Origin of the sequence: Streptomyces sp. NPDC001980 (assembly GCF_040296885.1) — a bacterium.
GTDB lineage: Bacteria > Actinomycetota > Actinomycetes > Streptomycetales > Streptomycetaceae > Streptomyces.
The window spans coordinates 244395-265952 of the sequence record NZ_JBEOYD010000001.1 but is presented as its reverse complement, the minus strand read 5'-3'; the positions used below and the strand labels follow the sequence as shown (position 1 = coordinate 265952).

19 protein-coding genes are annotated in these 21558 nt (G+C 72.9%); 4 read left to right on the top strand and 15 right to left on the bottom strand.

The genetic code is table 11. The annotated features are described in order from the left end of the window. Window positions 1-14: 14 nt before the first annotated feature. Entirely contained in the window at window positions 15-1304 is a 1290-nt protein-coding gene (locus tag ABT137_RS01175; RefSeq protein WP_351700436.1) for a glucarate dehydratase family protein, read from the bottom strand. Next, complete coding sequence (locus ABT137_RS01170; protein ID WP_351700434.1) at window positions 1301-2251, bottom strand: 5-dehydro-4-deoxyglucarate dehydratase; 951 nt, start codon at window positions 2249-2251, stop codon at window positions 1301-1303. The genes ABT137_RS01175 and ABT137_RS01170 overlap by 4 nt, the downstream gene beginning before the upstream one ends. A 108-nt stretch (window positions 2252-2359) precedes the next feature. Here ABT137_RS01170 and ABT137_RS01165 point away from each other — a divergent pair, with 108 nt between their 5' ends. Further along, window positions 2360-3136 carry an IclR family transcriptional regulator gene (locus ABT137_RS01165; RefSeq protein WP_351700431.1) on the top strand — a complete coding sequence of 259 codons (777 nt, stop codon included), beginning with the start codon at window positions 2360-2362 and terminating at the stop codon, window positions 3134-3136. A 375-nt stretch (window positions 3137-3511) separates the two neighbouring features. Beyond that, the gene (locus ABT137_RS01160) at window positions 3512-4699 is read left to right on the top strand and encodes an MFS transporter (protein ID WP_351700428.1); all 1188 of its coding nucleotides are present in this window, start codon (window positions 3512-3514) and stop codon (window positions 4697-4699) included. Here ABT137_RS01160 and ABT137_RS01155 read toward each other — a convergent pair. The 10 genes from ABT137_RS01155 to hrcA all read right to left on the bottom strand — a co-directional run bounded on the left by ABT137_RS01155 (window position 4696) and on the right by hrcA (window position 15897). Then, the gene (locus ABT137_RS01155; RefSeq protein ID WP_351700425.1) at window positions 4696-5688 is read right to left on the bottom strand and encodes an adenosine deaminase; all 993 of its coding nucleotides are present in this window, start codon (window positions 5686-5688) and stop codon (window positions 4696-4698) included. The two genes, ABT137_RS01160 and ABT137_RS01155, sit on opposite strands and share 4 nt — an antisense overlap. A 20-nt stretch (window positions 5689-5708) precedes the next feature. Then, entirely contained in the window at window positions 5709-6623 is a 915-nt protein-coding gene (locus tag ABT137_RS01150; RefSeq protein WP_351700422.1) for a ribonuclease Z, read from the bottom strand. Between the two features lie 6 nt (window positions 6624-6629). Further along, a complete protein-coding gene (locus tag ABT137_RS01145) occupies window positions 6630-6983 on the bottom strand; it encodes a histidine triad nucleotide-binding protein (RefSeq protein WP_351700419.1) in 354 nt (117 codons plus the stop codon). Between the two features lie 146 nt (window positions 6984-7129). Further along, window positions 7130-10375: a S41 family peptidase gene (locus tag ABT137_RS01140; RefSeq protein ID WP_351700416.1), complete on the bottom strand. Its 3246-nt coding sequence runs from the start codon at window positions 10373-10375 to the stop codon at window positions 7130-7132. A 46-nt stretch (window positions 10376-10421) separates the two neighbouring features. Next, window positions 10422-11003, bottom strand: coding sequence for a hypothetical protein (locus tag ABT137_RS01135; RefSeq protein WP_502984447.1), 582 nt, complete (start codon window positions 11001-11003; stop codon window positions 10422-10424). Between the two features lie 93 nt (window positions 11004-11096). After that, complete coding sequence (locus tag ABT137_RS01130; RefSeq protein WP_351700410.1) at window positions 11097-11489, bottom strand: VOC family protein; 393 nt, start codon at window positions 11487-11489, stop codon at window positions 11097-11099. Window positions 11490-11511: 22 nt separating this feature from the next. Beyond that, window positions 11512-12267, bottom strand: coding sequence for a 16S rRNA (uracil(1498)-N(3))-methyltransferase (locus ABT137_RS01125; RefSeq protein ID WP_351700407.1), 756 nt, complete (start codon window positions 12265-12267; stop codon window positions 11512-11514). Then, window positions 12264-13379 (bottom strand): nitronate monooxygenase, encoded by a 1116-nt coding sequence (locus tag ABT137_RS01120; RefSeq protein ID WP_351700404.1) that lies wholly within the window; start codon window positions 13377-13379, stop codon window positions 12264-12266. The genes ABT137_RS01125 and ABT137_RS01120 overlap by 4 nt, the downstream gene beginning before the upstream one ends. A 364-nt stretch (window positions 13380-13743) precedes the next feature. Beyond that, window positions 13744-14880, bottom strand: coding sequence for a molecular chaperone DnaJ (gene dnaJ, locus ABT137_RS01115; RefSeq protein WP_351700401.1), 1137 nt, complete (start codon window positions 14878-14880; stop codon window positions 13744-13746). Then, entirely contained in the window at window positions 14881-15897 is a 1017-nt protein-coding gene (gene hrcA / locus ABT137_RS01110) for a heat-inducible transcriptional repressor HrcA (protein WP_351700398.1), read from the bottom strand. Between the two features lie 172 nt (window positions 15898-16069). Between hrcA and ABT137_RS01105 the strand changes: the two genes are divergently transcribed. Then, a complete protein-coding gene (locus ABT137_RS01105; RefSeq protein ID WP_351700395.1) occupies window positions 16070-16792 on the top strand; it encodes an MBL fold metallo-hydrolase in 723 nt (240 codons plus the stop codon). 34 nt (window positions 16793-16826) lie between these two features. Next, window positions 16827-17642 (top strand): DUF3097 domain-containing protein, encoded by an 816-nt coding sequence (locus tag ABT137_RS01100; protein ID WP_351700392.1) that lies wholly within the window; start codon window positions 16827-16829, stop codon window positions 17640-17642. Here the strand turns inward: ABT137_RS01100 and ABT137_RS01095 are convergent. The 3 genes from ABT137_RS01095 to ABT137_RS01085 all read right to left on the bottom strand — a co-directional run bounded on the left by ABT137_RS01095 (window position 17620) and on the right by ABT137_RS01085 (window position 21517). Continuing rightward, window positions 17620-18198, bottom strand: a complete 579-nt coding sequence (locus ABT137_RS01095) for a Uma2 family endonuclease (protein ID WP_351700389.1) — start codon at window positions 18196-18198, stop codon at window positions 17620-17622. The genes ABT137_RS01100 and ABT137_RS01095 overlap by 23 nt on opposite strands. A gap of 103 nt (window positions 18199-18301) precedes the next feature. Next, entirely contained in the window at window positions 18302-19534 is a 1233-nt protein-coding gene (gene hemW / locus ABT137_RS01090; protein ID WP_351700386.1) for a radical SAM family heme chaperone HemW, read from the bottom strand. Between the two features lie 27 nt (window positions 19535-19561). Next, the gene (locus tag ABT137_RS01085) at window positions 19562-21517 is read right to left on the bottom strand and encodes a SpoIIE family protein phosphatase (RefSeq protein WP_351700383.1); all 1956 of its coding nucleotides are present in this window, start codon (window positions 21515-21517) and stop codon (window positions 19562-19564) included. Between the last annotated feature and the right edge of the window lie 41 nt (window positions 21518-21558).

Genomic DNA, 21558 nt, shown 5'->3' with positions numbered 1-21558 from the left:
CCGATCGGGCGGCGCTACCAGCGGGGCACGGCCGGGGTCGTCCAGCCCTGGTCGGCCGCCCGCATCGCCGCCGCGTCGTCGCGGTCGCGGAGCGTGCCGTCGTCGTCGAGCCACCGCCGGTGCAGCCGTCGTACCTTCTCCCGGTCCAGTTCGACGCCCAGTCCCGGGGCGTCGGAGACGGTGACCCGGCCGCCGTCGAAGACGAGGCGTTCGGTGAGGACGTCCTCGGACTGCCAGGGGTAGTGGGAGTCGCAGGCGTGGTGGAGGTCCGGGACGGTCGCGGCCACGTGGGTCATCGCGGCGAGGCTGATGCCGAGGTGGGTGTTGGAGTGCATGGAGACGCCGACGCCGAAGGTCCGGCAGACGGCGGCCAGTTGCCGGGTGTTGCGCAGCCCGCCCCAGTAGTGGTGGTCGGAGAGGACGACCTGCACGGCCCCGCGCGTGAACGCCTCCGCGATCTCGCCGAAGGTCGTCACGCACATGTTGGTCGCGAGCGGGACGTCCGTGCCCGCCGCCACCTCCGCCATCGCCGGGGTGCCGAGCGCCGGGTCCTCCAGGTACTCGAGGACGTCGCCGAGTTCCCTCGCGACCTTCAGCGAGGTCGCCACGGACCAGGCGCCGTTCGGGTCCAGCCGCAGCGGGTGCCCGGGGAACGCCTCGGCCAGCGCGCGTACGGCCGCGATCTCCTCCTCCGGCGGGAAGACCCCGCCCTTGAGCTTGAAGGAGGTGAACCCGTACCGCTCGGCGAAGCGGCGGGCCTGCGCCACCACCCCGGCCGGGTCGAGCGCGGCTCCCCAGTCGTCGGGTTCCGCGGGCACGCCCTCCGGGTGCGCGGCCCACTTGTAGAAGAGGTACGCGCTGTACTCGACCGCGTCGCGCACCTTCCCGCCGAGCAGTGCGTGCACCGGCAGCCCGAGCGTCCTGCCGAGGGCGTCCAGGCAGGCGACCTCGAACCCGGAGACGACGGACAGCCGCAGCTTCTCGGCGGTCTGGACGCCCCGCAGCCCGCCGACGTCGACCTGGCCGCCCACCCGGGCCGCGTCCACGGCGACCTCGTCGGCCACGCCGAACAGCCCGTTCAGGTCTGCGACCTGCCGCCCGCGCAGTTTCTCCGCGAACGGCCGGGCCAGCTCCAGGTACTTGGTGTCGCCGTAGGTCTCCCCGACCCCGACCACCCCGTCCGCGGTCTCCACCTCCACGATCAGCCGGGGCGTGTACGGCTGGTGCACGCCCTGCGTGTTCAGCAGCGGCGGGTCGGCGACCAGGATCGGGGTGAGGCGGACGTCGGCGATCGTGGGATTCACCGGGACGCCCCCACGAGGTCGAGGCCGGTGCCGAGCAGAGCCTCCAGGTCGGCCAGGTCGGCGGCGGACGGGTCGGTGAGCGGGGCGCGCACGGGACCCACCGGCCGGCCGCGCAGCCGGGCCGCCGCCTTCACCAGCGAGACCGAGTATCCGGGCACCCGGTCGCGCAGTTCGACGAACGGCACGTAGAACTCGCGCAGCAGCTTGTCGGCGGTGCCCCGGTCGCCGTCGCGGAGGGCGGCGAAGAAGGCGTCGGCGATCTCGGGGGCGAAGGCGTGCACGGCGGAGGAGTAGGCGGGGACGCCGACCGTGGCGTAGGCGCGGGCCTGGATCTCGGCGGTGGCGGCGCCGTTGAAGAAGAGGAAGCCGTCCGGGGCGGCGAGGGTGAGCCGCTGGAGCCGGTCGAGGTCGCTGTGCCCGTCCTTGAGGCCGATGACGCCGGGGATGCGGGCGATCCGCGCCACCGAGTCGGCCGTGTAGGTGACCTGGCCGCGCTGGTAGACGACGAGCGGCAGCCCGGTCCGGCCCGCGATCGCCTCGACCTGCGCGACCAGTCCCTCCTGCGGGGCGGCGACGAGGTAGTGCGGCAGCACCAGCAGGGCATCCGCCCCGGCGTCCTCCGCGATGCGCGCGAACCGGACGGCCTGCGCCCAGCCGTACCCCACCCCGGCGACCACGGGCACCCTCCCACCGGCTTCCTCGACCGCCGCCGTCACGACCTGCCGGTACTCCTCCTCGTCCAGCGAGAAGAACTCCCCGGTCCCGCAGGCCGGGAAGAGGGCACCGGGCCCGGCGGCCAGCTGCCCGGCGACGTACGCCCGGAACCCGTCCACGTCGAGGGACCCGTCGGCGCGGAACGAGGTGAGCGGGAACGACAGCACCCCGCCCGTCATCCCGTCCCGCAGCCTCCGCACCACATGCTCCGGCCGTCCGGCCACCGTACCCATCTCCTCATCTCCCCATGTAGATGACATCCACGTATAGAGACTGAGACTAGATATGCGAACGCACCCCGTCAACGGCGCACACCACCCCCGCCCCCATACGATCTGCACATGTCCGAGACAGCAGGGGTCCGCGAGGTGAAGTCCGCGGCGCGCACCGTGGAGCTGCTGGAGCTCCTCGCCGCCCGCGGTGACCGCCCGGCCCGCCTCCAGGAACTGGCGGACGACCTGGGCGTCCCGCGCAGCTCGATGTACGCCCTGCTCCAGACACTGATCGCCAGGGGCTGGGTGCGCACCGACACCACCGGCTCCCTCTACGGCATCGGCCTCCGCACCCTGCTGACCGGCACGAGCTACCTGGACTCCGACCCGCGCGTCCGCCTCGTCCGCCCCTACCTCGACGAGGCCTCCGAGGTGCTCGGCGAGACGATCCACCTGGCCCGCCTGGACGGCCCGGACGTGGCGTACCTGGCGACCCGGGAGTCCCACGAGTACCTGCGCACGATCAGCAGGGTGGGCCGTCGCCTCCCGGCCCACGCGGGCGCCCTCGGCAAGGCGCTGCTGGCGGAACGCCCGGACGCCGGCCTCCCCGAGGGCCCCTACCAGCCCCTCACCCCCCACACCCACACCACCCCGGAGGCCCTCTCCGCCGACCTGGCCGAGGTCCGCGCCCGCGGCTACTCGATCGACCGCGAGGAAGGCGTCCTGGGCATCACCGGCTACGGCTTCGCCCTGCGCTACGACACCCCGCCCCAGGACGCGATCAGCTGCTCGGTACCGGTGGCCCGCCTGACACCGGAGCACGAGGACCAGATCGTGGCCGTGATGCAGGAAATCCGCACGAGAATCGAATCAGCGACAACGGGCGGCACGGTCAACTGGCGCTGAGAAGCGGCGCGTTCGAGGGCACGAAACTGTGTCGACAGGCGACCGAACAGCCAACCGAGGGACGCGGAGCTGTATCGACAAGCGGCTGAACAGCCAACCAAGGGGCGCTGGGGGTACCCCCGGCCGAAGGCTGGGGGAGGAACTGCGCGACCAGCCCCCACTCACCCGCACCCGCCACCCCACCGAACCCCCACGGCGCGCGGCGCATCTACCCCCTCCCCCGCACCCGAAACCCAACCGTGCCCCACATCACACCCCCCGCCCTTTTTCCAGTCCCCCTCCCTTGATACAAATTCTCCGCGCGTTCCTGTCCCTCGACGGCCTGCGCCCAACCCCTTTCTTGAGCCGCTCCTTTCGCATGCCCTGGGAACGCCCGTGTCCGCCCCCCGCACCACCCCCGGGCCCCTCGTCGCCCTCTTCACGGCCGGGTACCTCGCCCCGTACCTCCTCCCGACCACCGTCGGCCGGCTCGCATCGGGGCTCCCCCTCTCCGCCACCCGGGCAGGCGCCGTCGGCAGTGCCCTGCTGCTGAGTTCGGCGACGGCCGGCTTCCTCCTCGCGTCCCGGGTCGACCGCGTCGGCCCCCGCACGCTCGCCCGCCTCGGCCTCCTGCTCGCGGTCCTCGGCTACGGCGGGGCGGCCCTGACCACCGCCGTCCCCGCGGTCGTCGCCGGCGCGGTCGTCGGCGGCTTCGGCTCCGGCACGGTCACCGCCGTCGCCGCCACCGGCATCGCCGCGCAACGAGACCCCCACCGCACCACCACCCTCGGCCTGCTCGGCGTGTCCGCCCTCGCGGGTGCCGTCTATCTGACGGTCCCGCACCTCGGCCCCGGCCACGCCCAGCCCCTCGCCGCGCTCGCGCTCACGGCACTCGCGGTCTGGCCGCTCACCGCCCGCCTGTCCCCCCGCAGTGCCCCGGCCCTCCCCCGCACCGCCGCCAACTCCCGGCTGCCCCACCTCCGTTCGGGCCTGCTGCTGGCCGCCGCGATGCCGTGCTGGTCGGCCGCGCAGAACTCGCTGTGGGGCGTCAGCGGCCGGATCGGCCTGACGCAGGCCCATCTCGGCGAGGCGACCGTCGGCGCGGTGTTCGCGGTGGCGCTCGGCACCGGCCTGCTCGGCGTGGTCGGCGCGGGCGCCCTCGGCCCGCGGCTCGGCCAGGCCCTGCCCATCGGTCTCGGCACCGTGCTGATCGCGGGCTGTATCGCGCTCAGCGCGTCCGCGACCGACCTGACGACGTTCGCCTCCGGCGAGATCGCCTGGAACCTGCTCTACCCGGTGGTCCTGTCGTACGTCATCGGGCTCGCCGCCGCCCTCGACCCGCGGGGCCGCTGGGCGGTGCTGGTCGGGTCGGCGTCGTCGCTGGGGACGGCCGTCGGCCCGCTGACCGGCAGTCTGCTGGCGGCGCGGGCCGGTTTCCCGGCGATGGGGACGGTCCTCGCGGTGGGCCTGCTGGCGGTCGCGGTACCGCTGACGGCGGTGGCGCTGCGGCGCAGGACCACCACCGTCGCGACCGGCCCGGCGCTCGCCGACGGGACGCCGGTACGGCTGGACGTCGCGGCCTAACCGAACTCGAACGCGTCCACCTCGGCGAGGTACCGCGCCCGCAGCTCCTCGTCGTCCTCCAGGAAGGACGCGAGGAACGAGTTGCGGGCCAGTTCCCGCATCTGCTCCCTGGACAGGCCCAGGGCGTCGCGCACGGCGTGGTAGTTGTCGGCGACGTAGCCGCCGAAGTAGGCCGGGTCGTCGGAGTTGACCGTGCACAGCAGCCCGGCGTCGATCATGGCCGGAAGCGGGTGTTCGGCGAGCACGTCGACCGCGCGCAGCCGGACGTTCGACAGCGGGCACAGCGTCAGCGGGATCCGCTCCCGCACCAGACGCTCCACCAGCCGCGGGTCCTCCATGCACCGCAGCCCGTGGTCGACGCGTTCGACGCCGAGCACGTCCAGCGCCTCGGTGATGTACTCCGGCGGTCCCTCCTCACCGGCATGGGCCACCCGCCGCAGCCCCAGCGCGGCCGCCGCCTCGTACACCTCGCGGAACTTGACCGGCGGATGCCCGACCTCGGCGGAGTCGAGCCCGATACCGGTGATCCGGTCGAGGTAGGGCTTCGCCGCCTCCAGCGTCGCCATCGCCGACTCGGCGGACTCGTCCCGCAGGAAGCACATGATCAGGCGGGTGGAGATCCCGTGGTTCTCGGCGCTGCGGCCGAGCGCCCGCCACAGGCCCTCGACGACCGTCCCCATGTCCACGCCCCGCGCGAGGTGCGCCTGCGGGTCGAAGAAGATCTCGGCGTGCCGCACGCCCTGCGCGGCGGCCCGCGAGAGGTACGCGTCGGCGAGGTCGTCGAAGTCCTGCTCGGTGCGCAGGACGGCCATGAGCTCGTAGTAGAGGTTCAGGAAGGACTGCAGGTCCTCGAACTGGTACGCCTTGCGCAGCGCGTCGGTGTCCGCGTAAGGGAGTTCGACACCGTTGCGCGCGGCCAGCAGGAACGCCAGCTCGGGCTCCAGGGTGCCTTCGATGTGGAGGTGCAGTTCTGCTTTGGGGAGGGGCATCAGAGCATGGTACGGCCGCTTCACCTGCGCTTCGGGACCGGCACTCGGAGCAGGTCGTGGGCGACGGTCAGCTCGCCCTCGTAGCCGGCGGCCCGTGCCTGCCGTTCGAAGCTCTCGGGGTTCTCGGGTTCGGAGTAGCGCTGGCTGAAGTGGGTCAGCACGAGGTGCCGTACGCCCGCGTCGCGCGCGACGGCCGCCGCCTGTCCGGCGGTCAGGTGGCCGTGGTCCGCAGCGAGCCGGGCGTCCTCGTCGAGGAAGGTCGACTCGATGACGAGCAGGTCGCAGCCCTCTGCAAGGGCGTGCACCCCGTCGCACAGGCGGGTGTCCATGACGAACGCGAACCGCTGGCCGCGCCGTACCTCGCTGACCTCGTCGAGTGTGAGGTCCCCGAGGACGCCCTCGCGCTGGATCCGGCCGACGTCGGGGCCGGTGATGCCGTGCGCGGCGAGCCGTTCGGGCAGCATGCGGCGGCCGTCGGGCTCGGTGAGCCGGTAGCCGTAGGACTCGACGGGGTGGGAGAGCCTGCGGGCCTGGAGCGTGTAGGCACGGGTGACCGCGAGGTCGCCGTCCGCGTCGACCGGGGCCTCGGTGATGCCGACGGTCTCGCGGTAGGCGGTGGCGTACCGGAGCCGGTCGAAGAAGCGCTGCCCGGACCTCGGGTAGTGCGCGGTGACCGGGTGCGGGACCTGGTCGAGGTTGATGCGCTGGATGACTCCGGCGAGGCCGAGGGAGTGGTCGCCGTGGAAGTGGGTGACGCAGATCCGGTTCAGGTCGTGGGCGGCGACGCCGGCCCGCAGCATCTGCCGCTGGGTGCCCTCGCCGGGGTCGAAGAGGATGCCCTCGCCGTCCCAGCGCAGCAGGTAGCCGTTGTGGTTGCGGTGCCGGGTGGGGACCTGGCTGGCGGTGCCGAGGACCACCAGTTCACGTACGGACATGGCGAGTTATCCGGGCGGCCACTGCAGGCCGCGGCCGCCGATGACGTGGGCGTGCGCGTGCCAGACGGTCTGGCCGGCACCGCTGCCGGTGTTGAAGACGACGCGGTAGCTCTCCAGCTTGTCCTCGTCGGCGACGGCCTGCGCCTCACGCAGTATGTCGGCGGCGATGGCGGGTTCGCCCGCGGCGAGCTCGGCCGCGTTCCTGTAGTGGACCTTGGGGATCACCAGGACGTGGGTGGGCGCCTGGGGGTTGATGTCCCGGAAGGCGACGGTGGTGTCCGTCTCGCGGACGATCGTCGCGGGGACATGGCCTGCGACGATCTTGCAGAACAGGCAGTCGTCCTGGGGTTCCCCTGCCACGTTTTCTCCTCGACCGGTGATCAGTTCCGCGGGCATCGTATCGTCGTCGGGTGCGCGCCCGGTGGGGGCCGAGCGCGCAGTTCCTCCCCCAGCCTTCGGCCGGGGATACCCCCAGCGCCCCTTCAGGTGGGACCAGGCGCCCTTCCCTACCTCGGCAACGTCGGCGGAGTCTTCGCAGGAGCCGTCTCCAACGCCTCCAGGGCCATCCGTACCGCCTCGTCGAGCTGGGGGTCCCGGCCCGCGCCCCAGTCCTGCGGACGCTGCACGACCTCCACGTCGGGGTCGACGCCGTGGTTCTCGACGCCCCAGCCGTAGCCCTCCAGCCAGAACGCGTACTTCGGCTGGGTGACCAGTGTGTCGTCGACCAGGCGGTAGCGGCTGTCGATGCCGATCACGCCGCCCCAGGTGCGGGTGCCGACCACCGGGCCGATGCCCAGCGCCTTGATCGCCGCGTTGACGATGTCGCCGTCCGAGCCGGAGAACTCGTTCGCGACGACCACGACCGGTCCCCGGGGCGCGTCCCTCGGGTAGCTGAACGGCCGCATGCCGCGCGGCAGGTCCCAGCCGACGATCCGCCGGGCCAGCTTCTCCACGACCAGCTGGGAGGTGTGCCCGCCGCGGTTCTCGCGGACGTCCACGACGATGCCCTCGCGGGCCATCTCCACGCTCAGGTCGCGGTGGATCTGGGCCCAGCCGGGCGCCTGCATGTCGGGGACGTGGAGGTAGCCGAGGCGGCCGCCGGACAGCTCGTGGACGTGGGCCCTTCGGTCGGCCACCCACGCGTGGTAGCGGAGCGGTTCCTCGTCGGCGACCGGGACGACCACCGGGTGCCGCAACTCGCCGCCGCCGGCCGGGGACACGGTCAGTTCGACGGCCTTGCCCGCCGTGCCGACGAGGAGCGGGCCGGGGCCGGTCACCGGGTCGACGGGGCGCCCGGCGACGGCCACGATCGCGTCGCCGGGGTGTACCGCGGCGCCGGGTGCGGCGAGGGGGGAGCGGGCGCCGGGGTCGGAGGTCTCGGCGGGCAGGATCCGGTCGATGCGCCAGCTGCCGTCGGCGTGGCGGGAGATGTCGGCGCCGAGCAGGCCCTGCCGGGCGCCGCCGCCGTGGCCGCCGCGCGGGGTGACGTAGGCGTGCGAGGTGCCGAGTTCGCCCTGGACCTCCCAGAGCAGGTCGACGAGGTCGTCGTGGGTGGCGACCCGGTCGACCAGCGGGCGGTAGCGGTCGAGGACACCGTCCCAGTCGACACCGCCGAGGTCGGGCCGCCAGAACTGGTCGCGCATGATGCGGCCGGTCTCGTCGAACATCTGCCGCCACTCGGCGGCCGGGTCGACGGTCTGCCGGACCCGGGACAGGTCGACGGTGACGTTGGTGTCGCTGTCGTCGTCGTTCGAGGCGCGGCGATCGCTGGGTACGACCTTGAGCTTGCCGTCGGCCCAGAGCAGGACGCGTTTGCCGTCGCCGCTGACCTCGAAGTGGTCGGCGTCGGAGGCGAGGTACTCGATGCGCTGCTGGGCGAGGTCGTAGCGCTCCAGCTCGGTCTTGGGCGCCGGGTCCTCGGGGTGGGCGCGGGAGGCGCCGAGCACACCGCGCACCGGGTGGCGCAGCCAGAGGACGCCGTCCTTGGCGGCGCGGAGCGTGGAGTAGCGGCCGGCCTCGACGGGGAAGGGCACGATCCGGTCGGCGAGGCCCTCCAGGTCGATGCGGGTGGCGGGGGTGCCCTCGGCGTCCGGGGTCTCGTCCTTGTCGGGGGTCTCGAAGGGGCGGCCGTGCCGCTGCGGGCCGAACGGCGAGGGCGTGGTGGCCGCCAGGGTGATCAGGTGCGGGCGGTCGCCGACCACGAACGCCAGGTCGAAGACGTGCTCGTCGTAGACCGGGTCGAAGGAGCGGGTGGAGAGGAACGCGAGGTGCTTGCCGTCGCGGGTGAAGGCGGGGTCGTAGTCCCGGAACCGCAGCGGGGTGGCCTCGGTAACGGTGAGGTCGGTGGTGTGGGCGATGCGGAGCTGGCAGAGCCCGCCGACGCCGGGGTGGGACCAGGCCAGCCAGCCGGAGTCGGGGGAGAAGGCGAGTCCGGAGACGTCGCCGTCCTCGCTGCGGTCGACCTCGCGGACCTCGCCCGTCTCGCGTTCGACGAGGAGCAGCCGTCCGTCGTGGGCGGCGACGGCGACCCGGCCGCCGTCGGGGGCGACGGCGAGGTCCAGGACCCGGCCGAGCTGTCCGGCGGCGATCCGGCGCGGGGTGGCGCCGGGCACGAGTCCGGTGGCAGGGGCGAACTCCAGGGCGTCGTCGCCCTCGGCGTCCGTCACCCACACCACCCACTCCTCCGCGTCCGCGCGGAAGGTGACGGGCAGCCGGGCCCGCACCCCGGGCTGAGCCGCAAGGGCCCGCGCCGGACCGGACCGGTGGGTCACCCAGTGCACGCCGCCGCGCACCAGGACGGCGCTGCCGCGCGCGGTGTGGTCGGGCGAGGCGGAGCTGAACCAGCGGGCCGCCTTGACCGGGTACGGCTGCCGGTCCACCCGGGACCCGCCGAGCCGTATGTCCAGGCGGCGCGGCTCGGCGCCCTCCAGGTCGTCCAGGAGCCAGAGTTCACCGGCCGAGGCGTAGACGACCCGGGTGCCGTCACCGGAGGCGTGCCGGGCGTAGAAACCGTCGAGGGGGGTGTGCCGGCGCAGGTCGGAACCGTCGGCGAGGGAGGAGTACAGCGCGCCGGTGCCCTCGTGGTCGGAGAGGAACGCGATCCTCCCCCACTCTCGGCCTCGCTCGAGCGGGGGGACCCCCGTCCCGGCCCACACGGGGTACTCCAGGTTCCCGTCCAGCTCCGCGTGCAGCCGTACGAACTCGCCGTCCCCCTCGCGATCTATCCACAGTTTGCCGGCCGTACCGCCCCGGTACCGCTTCCACCAGGCCGCCTCCCGCCCCATCGGCGCGGACAGCAGCACGGTGTGCGGGCCGAGGGCGACATGGCCGACCGGGCCGTACGGCAGGACGGTGGACGGGCCGCCGTCCAGCGGGACGGTGTGGGCCCAGCTGCGCCGGAGGCTGGCCTGGCCGTAGGTGGAGATCGCGAGGACCTGCCCGTCGGCGGTCCAGCCGCGCACCTGGGTACGGGAACTCCCCCAGTGGGTCAGGCGGGTGGACGAGCCGCCGTCGACGGGGGCGAGGTGGATCTCGGGGGCGCCGTCGCGGGTGGAGGTCCAGGCGACCGTGGTCCCGTCGGGCGAGATGCGCGGCAGCGTCACGGGGACGTTGTCGGCGCTGACCCGCCAGGCCCGGCCGCCGTCCAGGGGCGCGAGCCATACGTCGTCCTCGGCGGTGAAGGCGACCAGATCGCCGTGGACATGCGGAAATCGGAGGTAGGACCGCGGTCCTGTCGCTGCACCCTGAGTCACTCGCTCAGCCTATGCATCGCGGCGCGTTCCCGGTGGCCGATTTCGATCACTTGCCCTGCACCGGCCAGCACGTGGGGTCGCCCTGGCACCAGATCGTCTTCGTGACGGTCACGGTGGGGCCCGGCTGCTGCCCGTAGGTGGGCGGCCGGTAGGTGCTGTACGCCGGCCCGGGCGTGGCGTCGCAGTTGCCCAGCCCGTTCACCCGGAACCACTCCTTGCCGCCGACCTCGGCGACGAGTTCGCCGCGCACACAGGCCCCGCTGACGGCCTTCGTGACCCGGCCGGTGACGGTGATGCTCCGGCCGTCCTTGGTCCGGCCCTGGCAGTCGACGGAGACGACGGTGGTCGAGGTGGCCGACGGCGTCCTCGTGCCGTTCGTGGTCCTCGCCGACGAACTCGACGAGCCCGACGAGCCGTAGTTGCCGGTGCAGGTGAGCCAGTCGACGTCGACGTGCTGGCGTTTCAGCTCGGCGGTGGCGGTCCGGTCGGTGGTGTAGGCGACCGTCGCGGTGTTCAGGTCGCTCGGCTGACACGCCACCGCACCACCCACGGCGATCACCGCGAGCCCTGTCACGGCCGCCACCCTGGTCCCGCGCGGCCGGCCCCAAATCCGCCTCAATACCCCCATGGAGGGCAGCCTGCCACCGTCCCGCCGGTGGCGGTAGGGGGCTTACGGCCACTCACGTGTTCGGAGAGGTCACCCGTGCCGGTGCGCTGTCCCTCAGGTGCGCAACAGCAGCCACTCCTGCAGTTCCACCAGATTGCCCTCGGGGTCCTTGAGATGGGCGACCCGCATGCGGTCCGTCATCGCCGCCGGCCCGTGCAGAAGGACCGCCCCCCGTCCGACGATCTGCTCGCAGTAGGTGTCGAGGTCGTCGACGCGCAGCACCACCAGCGAACGGTGCCCGGTCACCGCGTCCCCCAGCTCGCCCAGTATCGCGGCCATCATCGCCCGGTCCTGCAGGGCGATCCCCGCCGATCCGGCGTGCGGGCTGAACTTCTCGTACGGTCCCTCGCTCGCCCCCGACTGCGGCTTCAGCCCGAGCACCTCGGCGTAGAAGCGGTAGCAGGCGGCGAAGTCGGTGACCAGGAGCCGGACTTGGGCGAGTTCCACGGCGTGTCCCCCAGGGTGCGGGTCAGGACCACCGGCCGGTGCGGCCGAGGAGCAGGGCCGCGGCCGCCGTTCCGGCGGTCGATGTGCGCATCACGGTAGGCCCCAGGGTGTAGGTCCTCGCACCCGCCTCCTCGAACAGCGCCACCTCGTCCCGGGCGACGCCCCCTTCGGGCCCGACGACCAGCACGATCTCGCCCGCGGCGGGCAGTTCGGCCGCGGCGAGCGGCTCGCTGCCGTGCTCGAAGTCGGAGTGGAGGACGGCGGCGAGGTCGGCCTCGGCCAGAAGTGCCGCGACCTGCTTGGTCGTCGCCGCGTCCGCGACCTCCGGGAACCGCACCCGGCGGGACTGCTTGCCGGCCTCGCGGGCGGTGCCCCGCCACTTCGCCAGCGACTTGAGACCCCGCTCGCCCTTCCACTGGGTGATGCAGCGGGCGGCCTGCCAGGGCACGATCACGTCGACGCCGACCTCGGTCATGGTCTCCACGGCGACCTCGCCGCGGTCGCCCTTGGGAAGGGCCTGGACGACGGTGATGCGGGGAGACGGCTCCGGCTCCTCCGAGATCGACGTCATGTGCACGATCAGCCGGTCCTTGCCCTCGGCGGCCCGCACGACGCCCTCCGTCCAGCGCCCGCGCCCGTCGGTGAGGATGACGTCCTCACCGGGCTGCAGCCGCTTCACGGAGACGGCGTGCCGCCCCTCGGGCCCGTCCAGAACGACCTCGCCACCCGGGGAACCGGGCACGACCAGCGGATCGAGCACGAACACGGGAGCGGTCATCGCCCGTCCCCCTCCGCCGTGGTCTTCGCCCTGGTCTCCGCCTCGGCCTCCTTGGTGGACAACGCTGTCGACGCGGCGGCGAGTTCCGCCGCGAGGGTCTCCACCAGCTGCCCGGCGGGCAGCTCGCGGGCCATCCGGTGCCCCTGCCCGGCCCACAGAGCCATGCCCTGCGCGTCCCCGGCCCGGGCGGCGGCCTTGCGCAGCGGGGAGGTGAGGTGGTGGACCTCCGGGTAGGCGGCGGGCGCGTACGGGCCGTGCTCGCGCATGAACCGGTTGACCAGGCCGCGGGCGGGCCGCCCGGAGAACGCCCGGGTCAGCGCGGTCCGCGTGAACAGCGGGTCGGTGAGCGCCTGCTTGTGCAGGGCGGCGGCGCCGGACTCCGGGGTGGCCAGGAAGGCCGTCCCCAGCTGGGCGGCGCTCGCTCCCGCCGCCAGTGCGGCCGCGATCTGGCCGCCGCGCATGATCCCGCCCGCGGCGACGACCGGGATCCCCACGGTCTCGCGTACCTGGGCGACCAGCGACAGCAGCCCGATCCCGGACCCGTCGTTCTCCGGCACGTCCCGGTGGGTGCCCTGGTGTCCCCCGGCCTCCACGCCCTGGGCGATCACCGCGTCCGCCCCGGCCCGCTCGACGGCGCGGGCCTCCTCGGCGGTGGTGGCAGTGACCAGCGTGAACGTCCCGGCCCGCCGCAGGGAGTCCAGCACCTCCCGCGTCGGCACACCGAAGTGGAAGGAGACGGCGGCCACCGGGTTGTCCAGCAGCACGGCCAGCTTGGCCTCGTACCCGTCGTCCCGGCCGCTGTCCGGGTCGCCGAGCTCGGTCTCGTACCAGGCGGCCTCACCGGCCAGCTGATGCGCGTAGACCTCCACGGCGCCGGACTCGGCATGTTCGGGCTGCGGCATGAAGACGTTCACACCGAAGGGACGGCCGGTCAGTCCCCGCAGCTGCTTGATCTCCTGATACATCCCGTCGGCGGTCTTGTACCCGGCGGCAAGGAACCCCAGCCCGCCCGCCTCGGACACGGCGGCGGCAAGCTGCGGGACGGAGACCCCGCCTGCCATGGGGGCCTGCACGATCGGAAGAGGGAAGAGATCGGTCAGTGCGGAGGACATGACGGCATGTTGTCACGTCCTCCGAACAAGACCGAATCGGGCCGCCCCATTGGCACATGCCAGAAATCTCCCTGCCCGGGGCCCCGACCGCACTGCTCGAAGAGCCGAGCCGGGGGGCGACCCCACCTCTCGATCAACCGAGCCGGGGGGCGACCTCACCCCTCGATCAACCGAGCCGAGGGGCGGCCACACCTCTCGATGAACCGAGCCGAGGGGCGACCCCACCTCTCGATCGACCGAGCCGAGGGGCGACCTCGCCCCTCGATGAACCGAGTCGGGTGGTGGGTGGGCATAGGTCACGGGGGTCCAGGGGGCGGAGCCCCCTGGCGGGGTCGAAGGGGCGGAGCCCCTTCACGGCACCCCGTCAACGCCCGTTGAACGCGTCCTTGAGCCGGCTGAACAGCCCTTGCTGACCGGGCTGGAACTGCCCCTGCGGCCGCTCCTCCCCGCGCAGCTTCGCCAGCTCCCGCAGCACCCGCTCCTGCTCGGGGTCCAGCTTCGTCGGCGTCGTGACCTCGACGTGCACGATCAGGTCACCCCGGCCGCCACCCCGCAGATGCGTGACCCCGCGCCCGTGCAGCGGAATCGACTGCCCGGACTGCGTGCCCGGCCGGATGTCGACCTCCTCAAGACCGTCCAGCGTCTCCAGCGGCACCTTCGTACCGAGCGACGCCGCCGTCATCGGGATCGTCACCGTGCAGTGCAGATCGTCCCCGCGCCGCTGGAACGTGGAGTGCGGCAGCTCGTGGATCTCGACGTACAGGTCACCGGCAGGACCGCCACCCGGCCCGACCTCACCCTCACCGGCGAGCTGGATCCGCGTGCCGTTGTCGACACCGGCCGGGATCTTCACGGTCAGCGTCCGCCGCGACCGCACCCGCCCGTCGCCCGCGCACTCGGGGCACGGCGTCGGCACGACGGTTCCGAACCCCTGGCACTGCGGGCAGGGCCGCGAGGTCATGACCTGGCCGAGGAAGGACCGCGTCACCTGCGAGACCTCACCACGGCCCCGGCACATGTCACACGTCTGGGCGGAGGTGCCCGGCGCCGCGCCCTCACCGTTGCAGGTGTTGCAGACGATCGCCGTGTCGACCTGGATGTCCTTGGTCGTGCCGAAGGCCGCCTCGTCGAGCTCGACCTCGATCCGGATCATCGCGTCCTGGCCGCGCCGCGTACGCGATCTCGGCCCGCGCTGGGACGCCGTACCGAAGAACGCGTCCATGATGTCCGAGAAGTTCCCGAACCCACCGGCCCCGAAGCCGCCCGCGCCCGCGCCGCCGCTCTGCGAGAGCGGATCCCCGCCGAGGTCGTAGACCTGCTTCTTCTGCGGGTCGGAGAGCACCTCGTAGGCGGCGTTGATCTCCTTGAACCGCTCCTGGGTCTTCGGGTCCGGGTTGACGTCCGGGTGCAGCTCGCGCGCGAGCCGACGGAAGGCCTTCTTGATCTCTTCCTGCGACGCGTCGCGGCGCACGCCGAGAACGGCGTAGTAGTCCGTGGCCACTTACGACTCCGCCAGGATCTGTCCGACGTACCGTGCCACCGCTCGTACCGCTCCCATCGTTCCCGGGTAATCCATGCGGGTCGGTCCGACCACGCCGAGTTTGGCGACTGCCTCGCCGCCCGAACCGTAGCCGACCGACACCACGGACGTGGAGTTGAGTCCCTCGTAGGCGTTCTCGTGACCGATGCGTACGGTCATGCCCGAATCACCGGCCTCGCCAAGGAGCTTGAGCAGCACGACGTGCTCCTCCAGAGCCTCCAGGACGGGTCGGATCATGAGGGGAAAGTCATGTCCGAAACGGGTGAGATTGGCGGTGCCGCCGATCATCAGCCGCTCCTCGTTCTCCTCGACGAGCGTCTCCAGCAGGGTGGAGAGCACCGCCGAGACCGTGCCGCGGTCCTCGGCCTCGAAGGCTTCCGGCAGGTCCTCAACCAGCCGGGGCACGTCCGAGAACCGGCGTCCCGCGACCCGGCTGTTCAGCCGCGCGCGCAGGTCCGCCAGAGACGTTTCCCCGAAGGGCGCCGGGCAGTCGACCATCCGCTGCTCGACCCGTCCGGTGTCGGTGATCAGGACCAGCATCAGCCGGGCCGGCGCGAGGGAGAGCAGTTCCACATGCCGCACGGTGGACCGCGTCAGCGACGGATACTGCACGACCGCCACCTGCCGGGTCAGCTGGGCCAGCAGCCGGACGGTCCGCGCCACCACGTCGTCGAGGTCGACGGCGCCGTCGAGGAAGTTCTGGATGGCCCGCCGCTCGGGCGCGCTCATCGGTTTGACGCCGGCCAGCTTGTCGACGAACAGCCGGTACCCCTTGTCGGTGGGGATCCGCCCCGCGCTGGTGTGCGGCTGGGCGATGAACCCCTCGTCCTCCAGGGCGGCCATGTCGTTGCGCACGGTCGCCGGGGAGACCCCGAGGTTGTGCCGTTCGGTCAGCGCCTTCGAACCGACCGGTTCCTCGGTGCCGACGTAGTCCTGGACGATGGCGCGCAATACCTGAAGCCTGCGTTCACTCAGCATCCGGCGCCACACCTCCAGAAAGTCGTCCCCGCGGCCTTTCGGTCCCTTCGGGCCTTTCGTCTGGCACTCTGCGAACGCGAGTGCCAGCATCCCCGGCCCAGTGTACGGCCGTGGGGTACTGACTGGGCAAGGTCGGTCAGGACCCATGGCGTTCTACGGCTAGCGTCGCGGCATGACGGTGACTTGGGAAGAGCTGGGCTGGGAGCGGGTGGCCGAAGGGGTCGGCCGGTGCCGGCTGCCGGGCTGGGACTGCACGGCGGGTCTGGTCCTGGGCGCGGGCACGGCCCTGATGGTGGACGCCGGGTCGAGCCTGGCGGAGGGCGCACGGTTGCGTACGGAGGCGCAGGCGCTGGCCGACCGCCGTGTGACCCATCTCGCGCTCACCCATCCCCATTTCGACCATGTCTTCGGCGCGGCCGCCTTCGCGGGCGCGGACCTGTACGCGGCGGTGGGCGCGGAGGCCGTCCTCGCCCACGACCGCGAGGAACTCCGCCTGGACGCGATCCGCAACGGCCTGCCGTCCCCGGAGGCCGAGGAGGCGACGGACGCCCTTCCCCTCCCCCGCCACCTGGTCTCCGGCGAGTGGACCCTCGACCTCGGCGACGGCCGCCAGGCCCTGCTGGCCAACGTGGGCCCCGGCCACACTCCCCACGATCTCGCGGTCCTGGTCCCCGGCGACCCGGAGGTGGTGTTCTGCGGCGACCTGGTGGAGGAGTCCGGCGACCCGCAGGCCGGCCCCGACGCCGTACCGTCGCAGTGGCCTGCCGCCCTTGACCGCCTCCTCTCCCTGGGCGGCGACCGCGCCCTGTACGTACCCGGTCACGGAGCGGTGGTGGACGCGGCGTTCGTGCGGGCCCAGCGCGACGCCCTGGCGGCCCGTTTCGGCGTGTCGTAGGCGCGCCGGTTCGGCTTCTCCTATCGTCATCCGAATGCGCCAGTACTCCGCCGACCTGACCCCGCCGTGGAAGAGGCCGAAGCCGGTGCCCGAGGTGGCCGCCGAACCCGGTCTGGTGGTGGAGGAGCCGGGTACCGGTTTCTGCGGCGCGGTGATCCGCTGCGAGGCGGGCACGGTCACTCTGGAGGACCGCTTCGGCAAGCACCGCGTCTTCCCGCTGGAGCCGCGCGGCTTCCTCCTGGAGGGCCGGGTCGTCACCCTCGTACGCCCCGCGTCCGGGGGACCGGTACGCCCCTCCCGTACCGCCTCCGGCTCGGTCGCCGTCCCCGGCGCACGCGCGCGTGTCGCCCGCGCGGGCCGCATCTACGTGGAGGGCCGCCACGACGCGGAACTGGTCGAGAAGGTCTGGGGCGACGACCTGCGCATCGAGGGTGTGGTGGTGGAGTACCTGGAGGGCGTCGACGACCTCCCCGCGATCGTCGCCGAGTTCGCCCCCGGCCCCGACGCCCGCCTCGGCGTCCTCGTCGACCACCTGCTCCCCGGCACCAAGGAGTGGCGCATCGCCCAGTCGGTCACCAGCGACCACGCCCTGGTCGTCGGCCACCCGTACATCGACATCTGGGAGGCGGTGAAGCCGTCGTCCCTGGGCATCGAGGCGTGGCCGCGCGTCCCGCACGGGCAGGACTGGAAGACGGGGGTGTGCCGCGCGCTGGGCTGGCCGTCGGAGAACACGGGCGCGGTGTGGCAGGCGATCCTGGCGCGGGTGGGCTCTTACAAGGACCTGGAGCCGGAGCTGCTGGGGCGGGTGGAGGAGCTGATCGACTTTGTCACGGGAGCCGGTGACGCCTGACCCCGGTGAGGGTCCCGAATTCGCTCGTGTCCAGCTCGGCGCCGAGCAATTCGAGCAGCACCGGATCGCCGAACTTCGTAATCCACTGACCTCGGTAGTCGGCTTGGTCTCCTTCACCCACGGGGTCGGACAGCAAGACGCAATGCGCCATGATCGGATCGATGATCAGGTAAGCAGGGATTTTGCCTGCCGCATAGATGGACCGCTTGATCCCGTAGTCCCGGTCGACGCTCGTCTTCGAGACCACTTCGACCACCAAGGTGACCAATTGGGACGGCACCAGATTGCCTGAGGCCGGAGCCACCCCCCGTTCCAGCACCACTAGGTCCGGAATGGGCTCACTGGCCTCATCAATGATGTCCAGATCCGTCGTCTGGAGACGTTCCCAGCGCTTGCGCGGGATCTGGTCCTGCACTTCCGTCACGATCCGGTTGTGCACCAGATCGGGAGCGGCCATCATCACGATTTCCCCCCGGAGGAGCTCAACCTTGATGCCCTCGGGAGGCTCGAACCTCTCGAAGAACTTGGTCATCCCGCGCTCGTCCACAGCGGTCATCTCCGTGGCCCTCCGGTTTCTGCCGCCGTCAACTACGGCAGCAGCCTACGAAGCAGATTACGGACCGAACCGGCGTTCCGCACCGATTCACTCGCCCGAGTGATCAGTCCACCAGATCCCTGACCACCGCATCCGCCAGCAATCGCCCCCGCAGCGTCAGCACCGCCCGCCCCTCCTCGTACGGGCCGTCCTCCAGCAGGCCCTCCCCCAGCGCCCGCCGCGAAGCCGTCAGCCCCTCCTCCTTCAGCAGCTCCAGCGGCACCCCCTCCCGCAGCCGCAGCTCCAGCAGGATCCGCTCCACCCGCCGGTCCTCGTCCGTCAGGACCTCGCGCCCGGCGCCCGGCGACCGCCCGGACGCCAGCGCCGCCGCGTACGCCCCCGGGTGCTTCACGTTCCACCACCGCACGCCCCCCACGTGCGAGTGCGCCCCCGGCCCGGCGCCCCACCAGTCGGCGCCCCGCCAGTACAGCTCGTTGTGCAGGCAGCGGCCCGCTTCCGAGGTGGCCCAGTTGGACACCTCGTACCAGTCGAAGCCCGCCCCCGCCAGCACCGAGTCGGCGATCAGGTAGCGGTCGGCATGGACGTCGTCGTCGGTCATCGGGACCTCGCCCCGGCGGATCCGGCGGGCCAGCTGGGTGCCCTCCTCGACGATCAGCGCGTACGCCGACACGTGGTCGGGCCCGGCGCCGATCGCCGCGTCCAGGGAGGCCCGCCAGTCGGCGTCGGACTCGCCCGGGGTGCCGTAGATCAGGTCGAGGTTGACGTGCTCGAAGCCGGCCGCGCGGGCCTCCGCGACGCATGCCTCGGGGCGTCCGGGGGTGTGGGTGCGGTCGAGGACCCGCAGCACGTGCTGCCGTGCGCTCTGCATGCCGAAGGAGATCCGGTTGAAGCCGCCCTCCCGCAGGGCCGCCAGGTAGGCCGGGTCGACGGACTCCGGGTTTGCCTCGGTCGTGATCTCCGCGTCGGCCGCGAGCCCGAACTCGTCGCGGATCGCGCCCAGCATCCGGACCAGATCGGCGGCGGCCAGCAGCGTCGGCGTACCGCCGCCCACGAACACCGTGCGCACCTCGCGCGGGTCGTCGCCGAGGACCTTCCTGGCCAGCCTGACTTCATCGATCAAGGTGTCCGCGTAGTTGTCGCGGGAGGCGAGGACCCCGCCGGTGCCGCGCAGCTCGGTCGCCGTGTAGGTGTTGAAGTCGCAGTAGCCGCAGCGGGTCGCGCAGTAGGGGACGTGCAGGTAGAACCCGAGGGGGCGGGCGGCGGCACCGGCGAGCGCGGACGCGGGGAGCGCGCCGTCGTCGGGGACGGGCTCGCCGTCGGGGAGTGCGGAAGGCATGTCCTCCATTGTCCCGTACGACGCCGGTTACTCCGCCTGGAGGACGAGCAGCGCCAGGTCGTCCTCCGGCTGTCCGCCGCCGAACTCGTGGACGAGCCGTCTGATGCGTTCGGCGATCAGGTCGGCGTTCAGCCCCGCGCAGCCGGCCAGCGCCTGCGCGAGCCCGTCGCCGTCGTCGAACTGGCGGCTGCCGGAGCGCCGCTCCGTGACCCCGTCGGTCACGCACAGCAGGCTGTCGCCGGGGGCGAGCTCGATGGTCTCGCTGGTGTACGTCTCGTCCTCGACGACACCGAGCAGGGTCTGCGGGCGGGCGGCGGTGCGGACCTCGCCGTCGGGGCCGAGGAGCAGCGGCAGCGGGTGCCCGGCGGAGGCGAGGGTGCAGCGGATGCCGCCGCCGTCGAGGGGGGTGAGTTCGCCGTAGAGCAGGGAGAGGAAACGGGTCTGCGGGCCGTCGCCGGGCGGCATGGCGCGGCCGCCGGCGGCGACCAGGGCACGGGCGGCGGCGTCGGCGGCCTCGGTGGCGTCGTCGAGGAGGAGCTGGTTGAGGCGGTCGAGGACGTCGGCGACCCGGTAGCCCTCACGGGCGAGGAGCCGCAGCCAGGGCCGGGCGAGGCCGATCACCACGGCGGCCTCGGGGCCCTTGCCCTGGACGTCGCCGACGGCGAAGCACCAGCGGCCGTCGCCGGCCGGGAAGAGGTCGTAGAAGTCGCCGCTGGGGCCGCCCTTGTCGCAGGGTTCGTAGACGAGCGCGCTGCGCACGCCCGGGATCTCGGCGACCGCGCCGGGCAGCAGTCCGCGCTGCAGGACGGCGCTGATGGTGGCCTGGCGGGCGTACTGGCGGGCCGCGCCGATGGCGAGGGCGACCCGGCGGCCGAAGTCCTCCACGAGGCCGGTGATCTCGTCGGGGATGCCGTCCGGACCGGAGCGGCCGATGACGAGCGTGCCGAGCGGGCGGCCGCCCGCGATCAGCCGGTAGGCGAGCGCCGAGCCGTGGGTGCCCTGCGGGCCGAGCGCCGCGCCGGGCCAGGGGTACGGCTCGGGCCCGGACCGTAAGCCGCTCTGCGCGCACGGCGGGTCCTTCTCCAGGGCGCGGCGCAGTTCCTCGATGCGGTTCTCGCTGCCGTGCCAGACCCGGGCCAGCCGCGGGCCCCCGGCGCCGGCCGGGTCGCCCCAGCCGCCCCCGCGCCCGGTCGCCTCGTCCTCCAGCCACACCGCGCACCAGTCGGCGAGCCGCGGCACGATCAGCTGGCCGGTGAGCGCGGCCACCAGGTTCTCGTCGAGCTGGCCGGCGAGCAGGTCGGAGGCCTCGGCGAGGAAGGACAGCGCGCCCCGGTTGACCCAGTCCCGGTCGCGTTCGGGGCGGTGGGAGCAGTCTCCGCGCTCCGCCGCGGCCGCGTGCTCGTGCGGGGGCGCGGGCGGCTCGGGGGCGAGGATCTCGGCGACCTTCAGCTGCCGCTCGTCGGGGAGCGTGCCGCCGCGGCCGGTCAGCCGCGCCCACACCGACTTGGCGCCGGTGCGGTACGTCACCCCCCAGGACTCGGCGAGCGAGGCGACCAGGCGCAGCCCGCGCCCGAACTCCGGTGTCTCGTACGGCGTCTCCCCCGGGTGGTCGCGGGGCGCGCGGGAGGGGTGGTGGTCGGTGACCTCGACGACGAGCGCCGTCTCCTCCTGCTCCTCCAGCCACCAGTCGACCTCGACGTCCGTGCCGGCGTGCACGACGGCGTTGGTGACGAGTTCGCTGACGACGACCATGGCGTCCTCGGCGACCCGCTGCTGCTCCGGGCGGAGGAGGCCGCACTCGGCCCACTCGTCGAAGGAGGCGCGCAGCAGGGCGCGGGCGGAACCGGGCGCGAGGGGGCTTCCGGGCAGGGTCGCGCGCCCCTGCGCACGCGGGCCCGCGGTGTCGTACGCGGGCGCCGCGTCGTGCGCAGGCGCCTCACGGACCCGGGAGACGGTCTCCCGTTGCGTGGGTATGGCCCCCATGTCCAGCTCCCCGAGCAGTTCGGACGAATACATCCCGATCG

Excerpts from the sequence above, each read along its gene's own strand:
- hrcA (WP_351700398.1), bottom strand. The coding sequence starts at position 15,897 with ATGCTGAGTGAACGCAGGCTTCAGGTATTGCGCGCCATCGTCCAGGAC.
- ABT137_RS01095 (WP_351700389.1), bottom strand. The coding sequence starts at position 18,198 with ATGACCGCTGTGGACGAGCGCGGGATGACCAAGTTCTTCGAGAGGTTC.
- ABT137_RS01120 (WP_351700404.1), bottom strand. The coding sequence starts at position 13,379 with ATGTCCTCCGCACTGACCGATCTCTTCCCTCTTCCGATCGTGCAGGCC.
- ABT137_RS01100 (WP_351700392.1), top strand. The coding sequence starts at position 16,827 with ATGCGCCAGTACTCCGCCGACCTGACCCCGCCGTGGAAGAGGCCGAAG.
- ABT137_RS01155 (WP_351700425.1), bottom strand. The coding sequence starts at position 5,688 with ATGCCCCTCCCCAAAGCAGAACTGCACCTCCACATCGAAGGCACCCTG.
- ABT137_RS01170 (WP_351700434.1), bottom strand. The coding sequence starts at position 2,251 with ATGGGTACGGTGGCCGGACGGCCGGAGCATGTGGTGCGGAGGCTGCGG.
- ABT137_RS01085 (WP_351700383.1), bottom strand. The coding sequence starts at position 21,517 with ATGGGGGCCATACCCACGCAACGGGAGACCGTCTCCCGGGTCCGTGAG.
- ABT137_RS01165 (WP_351700431.1), top strand. The coding sequence starts at position 2,360 with ATGTCCGAGACAGCAGGGGTCCGCGAGGTGAAGTCCGCGGCGCGCACC.
- hemW (WP_351700386.1), bottom strand. The coding sequence starts at position 19,534 with ATGCCTTCCGCACTCCCCGACGGCGAGCCCGTCCCCGACGACGGCGCG.
- ABT137_RS01125 (WP_351700407.1), bottom strand. The coding sequence starts at position 12,267 with ATGACCGCTCCCGTGTTCGTGCTCGATCCGCTGGTCGTGCCCGGTTCC.
- ABT137_RS01150 (WP_351700422.1), bottom strand. The coding sequence starts at position 6,623 with ATGTCCGTACGTGAACTGGTGGTCCTCGGCACCGCCAGCCAGGTCCCC.
- ABT137_RS01135 (WP_502984447.1), bottom strand. The coding sequence starts at position 11,003 with ATGGGGGTATTGAGGCGGATTTGGGGCCGGCCGCGCGGGACCAGGGTG.
- ABT137_RS01105 (WP_351700395.1), top strand. The coding sequence starts at position 16,070 with ATGACGGTGACTTGGGAAGAGCTGGGCTGGGAGCGGGTGGCCGAAGGG.